The sequence below is a fragment of the Acinetobacter sp. NIPH 2100 genome (assembly GCF_000369805.1).
In the GTDB taxonomy this organism is placed as follows: Bacteria; Pseudomonadota; Gammaproteobacteria; order Pseudomonadales; family Moraxellaceae; genus Acinetobacter.
On record NZ_KB850224.1, the window covers coordinates 3,921,600 to 3,929,510 of the forward strand.

General features: G+C 45.5%; 4 protein-coding genes, 2 tRNA genes and 3 rRNA genes. 1 reads left to right on the forward strand and 8 read right to left on the reverse strand.

All coding sequences use genetic code 11. The annotated features are described in order from the left end of the window. Positions 1 to 108: 108 nt before the first annotated feature. The gene (locus F887_RS00045; RefSeq protein WP_005297773.1) at positions 109 to 804 is read left to right on the forward strand and encodes a TIGR04219 family outer membrane beta-barrel protein; all 696 of its coding nucleotides are present in this window, start codon (positions 109 to 111) and stop codon (positions 802 to 804) included. Positions 805 to 1,094: 290 nt separating this feature from the next. Here the strand turns inward: F887_RS00045 and F887_RS00040 are convergent, their stop codons facing one another. The 8 genes from F887_RS00040 to F887_RS00005 form a co-directional block, all read right to left on the reverse strand. Further along, positions 1,095 to 1,406 (reverse strand): ankyrin repeat domain-containing protein, encoded by a 312-nt coding sequence (locus F887_RS00040; protein ID WP_005297776.1) that lies wholly within the window; start codon positions 1,404 to 1,406, stop codon positions 1,095 to 1,097. Between the two features lie 18 nt (positions 1,407 to 1,424). Continuing rightward, a complete protein-coding gene (locus F887_RS00035; protein ID WP_005297778.1) occupies positions 1,425 to 1,784 on the reverse strand; it encodes a hypothetical protein in 360 nt (119 codons plus the stop codon). Positions 1,785 to 1,850: 66 nt separating this feature from the next. Then, positions 1,851 to 2,192 (reverse strand): hypothetical protein, encoded by a 342-nt coding sequence (locus F887_RS00030; protein ID WP_005297780.1) that lies wholly within the window; start codon positions 2,190 to 2,192, stop codon positions 1,851 to 1,853. Positions 2,193 to 2,335: 143 nt separating this feature from the next. Then, positions 2,336 to 2,450 (reverse strand): 5S ribosomal RNA (gene rrf / locus F887_RS00025). A 205-nt stretch (positions 2,451 to 2,655) separates the two neighbouring features. Further along, positions 2,656 to 5,548: ribosomal RNA gene (locus tag F887_RS00020) — 23S ribosomal RNA — on the reverse strand. A gap of 390 nt (positions 5,549 to 5,938) precedes the next feature. Then, a tRNA-Ala gene (locus F887_RS00015) sits at positions 5,939 to 6,014 on the reverse strand. 55 nt (positions 6,015 to 6,069) lie between these two features. Beyond that, positions 6,070 to 6,146: transfer RNA gene (locus F887_RS00010), tRNA-Ile, on the reverse strand. Positions 6,147 to 6,205: 59 nt separating this feature from the next. After that, positions 6,206 to 7,743, reverse strand: a 16S ribosomal RNA gene (locus F887_RS00005). The 16S, 23S and 5S rRNA genes sit together here with 2 tRNA genes alongside, the layout of an rRNA operon. Positions 7,744 to 7,911 lie beyond the last annotated feature (168 nt).

The following is a 7,911-nucleotide window of genomic DNA, read 5'->3' on the forward strand; positions in this document are numbered from 1 at the left end:
TTAAAATTAGACTACTGCATATTTCCAAAGATCACTATATGATTCGCCCATTCACTGATGAATTCACAACAATTCATTACGGTTTTCGATATTTATTAGGACAATGCAATGAAAATATTAAAAATATCAATGCTTGCTTTAGGGACAAGCTTTTGTGGCGTAGCACAAGCGGATTTGATTGGTGTAAAAGGTGATCTCAGCTATTGGAATTACAATGGTGAAGCCAATATGGCTGCGCAAACATCAGCGCCAGATCAAGATCTGGATCGTAAAGGTTCTGCACAAGTTTCGCTGGCATTTGAACACCCAATTCCACTGATTCCAAATGCAAAAATTCGCTATGTGAATTTAAAATCGCAAACGGAAAATGAAGTTGCGGGTCAGCCTGTGTATGACCTCAACATCGACCATACCGACTTCATTTTGTATTATGAAATCTTGGATACCATCGTAAATGCAGATGTCGGTCTAGGGGCAACCAACCTCAATGGTGATGTAAAAACACTGGGCCTAAGCAAAACCGACATCGATAAAACAGTCCCTGTGATCTACGGTTCTGCTGGGGTGAAACTACCATTCACTGGCCTAAGTGCTAAAGCAGAATTGTTATATAGCAACTTTAATGATGCCAAAATCACCGATGCCCAAGCCGAATTACAATACAACTTTATTGATAATCTTTTGGTCGATGTCGGCTTAAAAGCAGGCTACCGCATCTTAGATATCAAATTAGATGATTACGAAAAAAATGATCTTAAATTTAACTTTAAAGGCCCTTATATCGGTTTAGATATTCATTTCTAAGACTCGAATTAAACAGAAACGGAATCAATAGATTCCGTTTTTTTATAGCTAATCGGTCCCCACGCTCTATTGATGTACGCCAAAACCTACAAAGATCGCAGTGATTGACGAATATCCCAATACAAAGTTTTCACCTATCATACAAATCATAGAGAGACAGGAAGTCTCATTGAGAATAATAAAACACACAGGACGTGGTCGTTAATAGGATATCAACGACATAAACTGAATATGAAGAAGCCCCGTCAGGATGATGGGGCTTCTTTTTATCTATCATTCTTATGCGTGATTTAAAGACTTTTAAGATACGCAACTACTTCGTCATGCTCTGCCATTTCAGCAAGCTGTAGGGCCGTATATTCGCTCTTATAAGCCACATTCACACCTTTACTCACTAACAGCTGCACTACCGCTAAATGATCATTCTCAGCAGCAGCCTGTAGAGCACTATAGCCTTCCTCATCGGTCTGGTTCGGATCAATACCCTCTGCCAATAGTTGTTCTACTTGTTCCACATCGCCAAGGGATGCCCAATACACCAGCTCAGGTAGATGTAGTTCGTCATCATCTTCAGGGAGCGGAGAGAAAGAGTTGAGTTTCATAACTTACTTATCCAATTTTTAAGATTCTAGAATTAATTTCTCAAGCCTCAACTTTGTAATACGTTGGTTATAACTATAAAAGTCATCTTGAGATTCTTCACCAGAAAGCTTTCTGTCTGATTGATTAGCTAGCCAATCCTGAAACTCCATCATTTCATGGAATGTTCTAATAATTCCACTATACCTATTTTCGCTATTTTGGTAATGCTCTAAGTCTGGATAACCATCAAAGAAGTGAGTATAAAAAATATTCTGTCCATCAAAGTAAAATCCTGTTCCACAATATTCCTTATGATAATTACTAATCTGAGTCTGCTTCATTAGATACTGTACGACTTTATTGGCTAAATCTTCCCCAAATTTCAGATCACTATTCACTTTCTTCTACCAAATCAAATGTCATTTACATAATAATTTAAGCGAGATGTAGGCTGACTATATATCCTATTTATTTTTATTATTTTGCTGCTTTAGGCATTCGATCATTTCATCCAATACTTTCTGCCCCATCGTTGTTCGCACCAGCTCATTTAAATCCCCTGCTAAAAAGCCAGACCAAGTTGTGCTCGTTGAACCGGAAGACATTGCATATCGCCCACAAGCAGACCAGACCTTTTGATCTGAGGTAATAGAAGCTACATATAGCTCACCTTCAGGATCATCCAATATCCATTCGCGAATAACTATAGGTGCTTGATATTGTTGCTTAGATTTTTTTAACCATTTCCATATTAAAAAACCTAAATAGACAATTCCAATAGCAGATAAAAGTTCATAGAGAATCATATCAGTCCTAATAGCATTTCTTGTTTAGCATCTAATTAGGATAAAAATAGTACGACTCTTTAAATATTGACTTATATTTTCTTTTCATCTATGCAATAAAAAACACCCCCTCTGCGTTAGCGGAGGGGGTGTTAGTATTTAAAAGCTGGCGATGACTTACTCTCACATGGCAAGTGCCACACTACCATCAGCGCTAAGAGGTTTCACTTCTGAGTTCGGGAAGGGATCAGGTGGTTCACTCTTGCTATTGTCGCCAGCAAACTGTTGTGGTGCTTTCGGGTCTTATTTGTAGTGTATTCACCACATGCCTTACTTACGATCCAAAGAGTTATTAACGGATTAGATTATTGAGTCGAAGTTTATTGCTTAGCAATCACTAAATCAAGTTCTTTGTTCAAGATCAGGTTCAACTGATCTTTTATGAATCGATTATCAGCTTTACATACAACTGCTTGGGTGTTGTATAGTCAAGCCTCACGAGCAATTAGTATTGGTCAGCTTCACACGTCACCGTGCTTCCACACCCAACCTATCAACGTCCTAGTCTCGAACGGCTCTTTAGAGGAATAAATTCCTAGGGAAATCTTATCTTGAGGTAGGCTTCCCGCTTAGATGCTTTCAGCGGTTATCCCTTCCGAACATAGCTACCCGGCGATGCGACTGGCGTCACAACCGGTACACCAGAGGTTCGTCCACTCTGGTCCTCTCGTACTAGGAGCAGATCCTCTCAAATTTCCAGCGCCCACGGTAGATAGGGACCGAACTGTCTCACGACGTTCTAAACCCAGCTCGCGTACCTCTTTAAATGGCGAACAGCCATACCCTTGGGACCTGCTTCAGCCCCAGGATGAGATGAGCCGACATCGAGGTGCCAAACACCGCCGTCGATATGAACTCTTGGGCGGTATCAGCCTGTTATCCCCAGAGTACCTTTTATCCGTTGAGCGATGGCCCTTCCATACAGAACCACCGGATCACTAAGACCTACTTTCGTACCTGCTCGACTTGTGGGTCTCGCAGTTAAGCGCGCTTTTGCCTTTATACTCTACGCGTGATTTCCGACCACGCTGAGCGCACCTTCGTACTCCTCCGTTACTCTTTAGGAGGAGACCGCCCCAGTCAAACTACCCACCAGACATGGTCCTCGCCCCGGATTACGGGGCAGAGTTAGAACCTCAACATTACCAGGGTGGTATTTCAAGGACGGCTCCATTGGAACTAGCGTTCCAACTTCAAAGCCTCCCACCTATCCTACACAAGTAAGGTCAAAGTTCAATGTCAAGCTGCAGTAAAGGTTCACGGGGTCTTTCCGTCTAGCCGCGGGTACACCGCATCTTCACGGCGAATTCGATTTCACTGAGCCTCTGCTGGAGACAGCGCCGCCATCATTATGCCATTCGTGCAGGTCGGAACTTACCCGACAAGGAATTTCGCTACCTTAGGACCGTTATAGTTACGGCCGCCGTTTACTGGGGCTTCGATCAAGAGCTTCGCTTACGCTAACCCCATCAATTAACCTTCCAGCACCGGGCAGGCATCACACCCTATACGTCCACTTTCGTGTTTGCAGAGTGCTATGTTTTTAATAAACAGTTGCAGCGGCCTGGTTTCTGTGGCTGCCAATAGCTCAGGGAGCAAGTCCCATCACCGTCAGCAGCGTACCTTCTCCCGAAGTTACGGTACCATTTTGCCTAGTTCCTTCAGCAGAGTTCTCTCAAGCGCTTTGGTCTACTCGACCTGACCACCTGTGTCGGTTTCGGGTACGATTCCTGTGTAACTGAAGCTTAGAGACTTTTCCTGGAAGCATGGTATCAGCCACTTCACTGTACAAGTACAGCTTGCTATCAGCTCTCAGCATAGAGCACCCCGGATTTGCCTAAGATGCATGCCTACTGCCTTCCACCTGGACAACCAACGCCAGGCTGACTTAACCTTCTCCGTCCTCTCATCGCATTACACAGAAGTATTGGAATATTAACCAATTTCCCATCGACTACGCCTCTCGGCCTCGCCTTAGGGGTCGACTCACCCAGCCCCGATTAACGTTGGACTGGAACCCTTGGTCTTTCAGCGAACGGGTTTTTCACCCGTTTTGTCGTTACTCACGTCAGCATTCGCACTTCTGATACCTCCAGCATACTTCTCAATACACCTTCATCGGCTTACAGAACGCTCCCCTACCACTTACGCTAATGCGTAAATCCGCAGCTTCGGCACATAGTTTTAGCCCCGTTACATCTTCCGCGCAGGCCGACTCGACTAGTGAGCTATTACGCTTTCTTTAAAGGGTGGCTGCTTCTAAGCCAACCTCCTAGCTGTCTATGCCTTCCCACATCGTTTCCCACTTAACTATGATTTTGGGGCCTTAGCTGGCGGTCTGGATTGTTTTCCTCTTGACTACGGACGTTAGCACCCGCAGTCTGTCTCCCGGATAGTACTCATTGGTATTCGGAGTTTGCATCGGTTTGGTAAGTCGGGATGACCCCCTAGCCGAAACAGTGCTCTACCCCCAATGGTATTCGTCCGAGGCGCTACCTAAATAGCTTTCGGGGAGAACCAGCTATCACCAGGCTTGATTAGCCTTTCACCCCTATCCACAAGTCATCCCCTGGCTTTTCAACGACAGTGGGTTCGGTCCTCCAGTTAGTGTTACCCAACCTTCAACCTGCTCATGGATAGATCGCCTGGTTTCGGGTCTATACCCAGCAACTAAACGCCCTATTAAGACTCGATTTCTCTACGGCTCCCCTATTCGGTTAACCTCGCTACTGAATATAAGTCGCTGACCCATTATACAAAAGGTACGCAGTCACCGAACAAGTCGGCTCCCACTGCTTGTATGCATGCGGTTTCAGGATCTATTTCACTCCCCTCACAGGGGTTCTTTTCGCCTTTCCCTCACGGTACTGGTTCACTATCGGTCAGTCAGGAGTATTTAGCCTTGGAGGATGGTCCCCCCATATTCAGACAAGGTTTCACGTGCCTCGCCCTACTCGTCATCATTGTGTGTGCCCTTTCGTGTACGGGAATATCACCCTCTACGTTCGCACTTCCCAGAGCGTTCCACTAGAACACACACAACTTAATGGGCTGCTCCCCGTTCGCTCGCCGCTACTAAGGGAATCTCAATTGATTTCTTTTCCTAAGGGTACTGAGATGTTTCACTTCCCCTCGTTCGCTTCATAAGCCTATGTATTCAGCTTATGATACCCGCCTTATAGCGGGTGGGTTCCCCCATTCAGAAATCTCCGGATCAAAGGATATTTGCCGCCTCCCCGGAGCTTATCGCAGGCTATTACGTCTTTCATCGCCTCTGACTGCCAAGGCATCCACCACATGCACTTAATTACTTGACTATACAACCCCAAACAGTCGTTAACACATACAAGTGAGTGTTATCGTTGCAAACTTAATTGCTACTATCTGTTGTCCTGTGAATTTAATCACCGTACAGCTTCAATCTAATTCATATACCAAAACGCTTGATTCAGTTAATTTGCTAGTTCTCAGATTAAATATGTTCTTAACAATTACTTGTTAAGCTTATATCTAATCGAGTTTGAACAATTTATTTCAGACTCAATTTTCTAATCTGTTAATGATTAACTACCACCTCGTCGGTGCGTAGTAAACTGTGATAAATCACAGAACTTAATAAACCAAGACCATGCGATCTTCTTGTTTACTAAATTCTATAAGCTATCTTTGGAATTTAACTTTAGTTTCTTACATTACTTCGTAATGTGTGGTGGAGACTAGGAGAGTCGAACTCCTGACCTCCTGCGTGCAAAGCAGGCGCTCTACCAACTAAGCTAAGTCCCCAGCTTATCATTTAATGAACGATATATCTTTCAATCTAAGCTACTGCAATCAGATTTGGTGGGTCTGACAAGACTTGAACTTGTGACCCCACGCTTATCAAGCGTGTGCTCTAACCAACTGAGCTACAGACCCTCAGATACATCTTCGAAGAACAACTTGTTGTGGATTCTTACCGGTCACCAATCTTTCGTTAAGGAGGTGATCCAGCCGCAGGTTCCCCTACGGCTACCTTGTTACGACTTCACCCCAGTCATCGGCCACACCGTGGTAAGCGTCCTCCTTGCGGTTAGACTACCTACTTCTGGTGCAACAAACTCCCATGGTGTGACGGGCGGTGTGTACAAGGCCCGGGAACGTATTCACCGCGGCATTCTGATCCGCGATTACTAGCGATTCCGACTTCATGGAGTCGAGTTGCAGACTCCAATCCGGACTACGATCGGCTTTTTGAGATTAGCATCCTATCGCTAGGTAGCAACCCTTTGTACCGACCATTGTAGCACGTGTGTAGCCCTGGCCGTAAGGGCCATGATGACTTGACGTCGTCCCCGCCTTCCTCCAGTTTGTCACTGGCAGTATCCTTAAAGTTCCCGACATTACTCGCTGGCAAATAAGGAAAAGGGTTGCGCTCGTTGCGGGACTTAACCCAACATCTCACGACACGATCTGACGACAGCCATGCAGCACCTGTATCTAGATTCCCGAAGGCACCAATCCATCTCTGGAAAGTTTCTAGTATGTCAAGGCCAGGTAAGGTTCTTCGCGTTGCATCGAATTAAACCACATGCTCCACCGCTTGTGCGGGCCCCCGTCAATTCATTTGAGTTTTAGTCTTGCGACCGTACTCCCCAGGCGGTCTACTTATCGCGTTAGCTGCGCCACTAAAGCCTCAAAGGCCCCAACGGCTAGTAGACATCGTTTACGGCATGGACTACCAGGGTATCTAATCCTGTTTGCTCCCCATGCTTTCGTACCTCAGCGTCAGTATTAGGCCAGATGGCTGCCTTCGCCATCGGTATTCCTCCAGATCTCTACGCATTTCACCGCTACACCTGGAATTCTACCATCCTCTCCCATACTCTAGCTGACCAGTATCGAATGCAATTCCTAAGTTAAGCTCAGGGATTTCACATCCGACTTAATCAGCCGCCTACGCACGCTTTACGCCCAGTAAATCCGATTAACGCTCGCACCCTCTGTATTACCGCGGCTGCTGGCACAGAGTTAGCCGGTGCTTATTCTGCGAGTAACGTCCACTATCCTAGAGTATTAATCTAGGTAGCCTCCTCCTCGCTTAAAGTGCTTTACAACCAAAAGGCCTTCTTCACACACGCGGCATGGCTGGATCAGGCTTCCGCCCATTGTCCAATATTCCCCACTGCTGCCTCCCGTAGGAGTCTGGGCCGTGTCTCAGTCCCAGTGTGGCGGATCATCCTCTCAGACCCGCTACAGATCGTCGCCTTGGTAGGCCTTTACCCCACCAACTAGCTAATCCGACTTAGGCTCATCATTTAGCGCAAGGTCCGAAGATCCCCTGCTTTCTCCCGTAGGACGTATGCGGTATTAGCATTCCTTTCGGAATGTTGTCCCCCACTAAATGGCAGATTCCTAAGCATTACTCCCCCGTCCGCCGCTAAGTGATAGTGCAAGCACCATCACTCCGCTCGACTTGCATGTGTTAAGCCTGCCGCCAGCGTTCAATCTGAGCCATGATCAAACTCTTCAGTTTAAAATCATTAGTAGCTTATGGCTACAAATCTTGGCTCATCAATTTTCTGACTAAAAATTCGCTCAAATAAACTTCGAGAAATTTCTACCATTCAATCAATGAAATATTTTCGATTGATCAACCAGTAAAAATCCACACAAGTTGTTCTTCTATTCTCTTAATGATCTT